The 3,486-nt window shown below is 64.4% G+C and carries 2 protein-coding genes and 2 pseudogenes; 3 read left to right on the top strand and 1 reads right to left on the bottom strand.

The window, feature by feature from the left end:
• The first annotated feature begins 209 nt into the window (after positions 1 to 209).
• From AX685_RS15300 to AX685_RS21165, 3 genes and pseudogenes are all read left to right on the top strand, one after another.
• A complete protein-coding gene (locus tag AX685_RS15300) occupies positions 210 to 1,451 on the top strand; it encodes a DUF2254 domain-containing protein (RefSeq protein WP_288248967.1) in 1,242 nt (413 codons plus the stop codon).
• A gap of 123 nt (positions 1,452 to 1,574) precedes the next feature.
• Positions 1,575 to 1,713 (top strand): annotated as a pseudogene (locus tag AX685_RS15295) (transposase); the annotation flags it as partial.
• A gap of 209 nt (positions 1,714 to 1,922) precedes the next feature.
• Positions 1,923 to 2,681 (top strand): annotated as a pseudogene (locus tag AX685_RS21165) (IS5 family transposase).
• 16 nt (positions 2,682 to 2,697) lie between these two features.
• Here AX685_RS21165 and AX685_RS15280 read toward each other — a convergent pair.
• Positions 2,698 to 3,486: hypothetical protein (locus AX685_RS15280; RefSeq protein WP_231738922.1), on the bottom strand; the 789-nt coding region annotated here is incomplete at its 5' end.

The raw sequence follows: 3,486 nt of genomic DNA, 5'->3' as shown, positions 1-3,486 counted from the left end.
GGCGGTTCCCGCCGGCGTCGTAGAACGCGGGCAGATCATCGTCGTCACCTTCGGCGTGGTTGCCTTCTCGATCTTCGCGCAGGGACTGACGATGCCGTGGCTGCTGCGCCGCTGGCGCCTGACCGGATCGCCGGACGCCGAGCATTGAGCAGCGCGGCGGGGAACCGCCCAGGGGCGCCGCGGCTTGAACGCAGCGGAAGGGGAATGCCATGACGCGATGGCAATGGCTGATCCGCCTGCTCACGCGCAGGATGTGGTTCAGGGCGGCGTTGGTGTGCGCCTTCGGTGGCGCGCTCGCGCTGGCGGGCGCCTTGCTGGGGCATACGATATCGTACGACTTCGCCGCGAAGATCGGTTCGCAGTCGGTCGACAATATCCTGACCATCCTGGCGTCGAGCATGCTGGCGGTCACGACCTTCTCGCTGACCGCGATGGTGTCCGCCTATTCGGGTGCGACCAGCACGATCACGCCGCGTGCCGTGCAACTGCTGATCGACGACAGCACCGCACAGAATACACTGGCGACGTTCCTCGGCAGCTTCCTGTTCGCGATCGTCGGCATCATCGCGCTGTCGACCGGGTTGTACGGCGAAACGGGGCGCGTGATCCTGTTCCTCGGCACGATCGTCGTCATCCTGTTCATCGTCTTCACCCTGCTGCGCTGGATCGAGCATATCGCGCGCTTCGGCCGCGTCTCGGATACGATCGACCGGGTCGAGCGGGCGGCGATGGCCGCGGTCGACACGCTCGCCATGCCGGTGGCTCTGGAGGTGCAAGCTGACCGTTCGGCCCTTCGCGGGATGGTCGCGATTTTTCCCGAAACGGTCGCCCGGGTTACCCATGTCGATATCGCGGTGCTGGGGCAGATCGCCGAGGCGGTCGATGCCGATATCCACATTCTCGCACTACCCGGAAAGCTGGTCGAGCCGGAACGCCCGCTGGCGCTTGTATCCCGTGCATGCGAGGATGACCGTATCGCCAGCATTAGGGAGGCGTTCACGCTATCCCATCACCGGGTCTTCGATCATGATCCGCGGTTCGGCCTGATCGTGCTTTCCGAAATCGCGTCGCGCGCGCTGTCACCGGCGGTCAACGACCCAGGGACCGCGATCGCGGTGATCGAGGCCGGCGCCCGCGTGCTGCGGCGGATTGTCGATCATCAGGCTGACGTGGCGGCGCTGCCTCACCGGGTGCACGTGCCGCCCGTCCATCTCGCCGATCTGCTTGACGATTGGTGCCGCCCGATCGGGCGCGACGGTGCCGCCCTCGTCGAGGTGGGCATAAGGCTGCAAAAGGCCCTAGGCTCACTGGCTATACATGCCGAAGGCGCGCGTACCCTCATCCGACGCGCGGCGCAGGATGCGGCGGAACGCGCGAAGACGGCACTGACGAGCGAAGCAGACCAGGCGGCCATCGAACGAACATATGCCTCCTATTTCGGCCAAAGGTAAGGATGCCGCCCGTTCGAGCGGTCCCCGCCCGATCGCAGTCTATGCAGGATTTCTACGGTCGTGCGATGATCTTCCCTCGGTTCAGCGGACAGCCATGATAGGCTCTGCGGAGCCAGGAGGTGTATGACGGCGAGGACGACGAAGCGTCGTTTCACGGACGAGTTCAAGCACGACGCGGTGGCCCTGTGGGAGACCAGCGGCCGGCTGCAGACCGAGGTGGCAGCCGAGTTGGGAATCATGCCGACAATGCCGCGTCGCTGGCAGCTCAAATGGCAGGAGATCGGCACTCTGCCGGCAAGCCCGGCGGCAAAGCCGCAAGTATCGACGATGGCCTAGCCGGCGGATCAGGCGTCTGAAATTGCGCGGCTGCGGCGTGAGCTGGACCGGGCACGGATCGAGCGCGACATCCTGGGGTCGGGATCCATCGATATGAGCGTTGCGATCTGATTCAGGCTCGGCAAAGGGATTAGCATAAGCGAGCCGTTTTGGCTGACGGACGAGCAGATGGTCCGCCTGCGTCCGTTCTTTCCGAAGAGCCATGGCAAGCTTCGGGTCGATGACCGCCGGGTGCTGAGCGGCATCGTGTTCGTCAACCGCAACGGGCTGCGTTGGCGGGATGCGCCCAAGGACTATGGTCCGCACAAGACGCTGTACAACCGGTGGAAGCGCTGGGGCGAAGCGGGCGTGTTCACGCGGATGATGGAAGGGCTGGCTGCGGTGAATGCCGAACCCAGGACCGTGATGATCGACGCGACTTACCTCAAGGCGCACCGCACGGCCTCAAGCCTGCGGGTTAAAAAGGGGATCTCGGGCGCCTGATCGGCCGCACCCAAGGCGGCATGAACACCAAGCTCCATGCCGTTACCGACGCGAACGGCCGTCCATTAAGCTTCTTCATGACCGCAGGCCAGGTAAGGCGACGACACCGGCGCGGCCGCGCTGCTCGACGATTTGTCCAAGGCACAGTGGCTGCTCGGCGACTGCAGCTATGACGCCGACTGGTTCAGGGACGCTCTCCACGCGAAGGGCATCCTACCTTGCATCCCGGGTCGCAGATCGCGCAACGAGCCGGTCAGATACGATAAGCGCCGCTACCGGCGTTGCAGCCGCATCGAGATCAAGTTCGGCTGCCTAAAGGATTGGCGCCGCGCCGCCACACGCTACGATCGCTGCCCAATCGCCTTCTTCTCCGCCATCGCCCTCGCCGCCACCGCCATCTTCTGGCTGTGATCAACGAGTCCTGACCCTAGGCAGTGGCGAGATGGGCGAGCACAATGCCAGGAACGGACTGTGCACGATCAAGGTAGCGGGCATTTGCGCGTTCCAGCGATGCCTCGAATCCTGCCGCGAGGATCGGATCGCGCATGCGGAACAGGGCTGGAATGTCGACCGCCTCCCCTTTGTCGCGCATCGGCTGAGTTTGTTGGTAAATTTCGTCAAGCGTGGCCATGGCGCGCTTAGTCTTCAGTTCTCCGAACGCCGGATCGGCTTCACGATTGACCTCTTGGAGCCAAGCCGCGATCAGCGTCGACAAGATCGAGCTGCTCGTTTGCAGTGGCCAGCACGCGGTGGCGCACGCGTTCAGGGCGGCACGCTCATGGCTGTGCGGTAACGTTGTTTCCACGGCCGCCTCAATGCGGCGACGTACTGCGGTCCACTCACTGCGATGCATGACAACGCCTGATGCTTCCGCGCGGTGCAGCGCTCGTACGTCGGCGTAGGACGATGCCGCGAGGCGCTCAACCCCCATATCAGTCAGGAAATGGTCGACAATCCTCTGCGGCACCCGCGACAGGTCGGCGCCCACCTCGACACACTCTACCCAGCGCAACGCGGCATCGCCGCCACTATCAGACCCAGCATAAGCGGTCAGCGGATCGAGCAAGCCAGCCATCGGGAGCGGGTAGCCGAACCGGCTTGCATAGTCGGCGCTATCCCCCCCTTCGGTCGACACACCCAGCGCGCTCCCCCCAGAGCCGTCCTGACGTGATGTCGTGGACGACCTCCGCACCAGCGTAGCTGTGCGATGATGTGG

The sequence above is a fragment of the Sphingomonas sp. CCH9-F2 genome, from assembly GCF_001556735.1.
GTDB lineage: Bacteria > Pseudomonadota > Alphaproteobacteria > Sphingomonadales > Sphingomonadaceae > Sphingomonas > Sphingomonas ginsenosidimutans.
The sequence above is the reverse complement of the archived record's forward strand: the minus strand, read 5'-3'. Positions and strand labels throughout refer to the sequence as shown.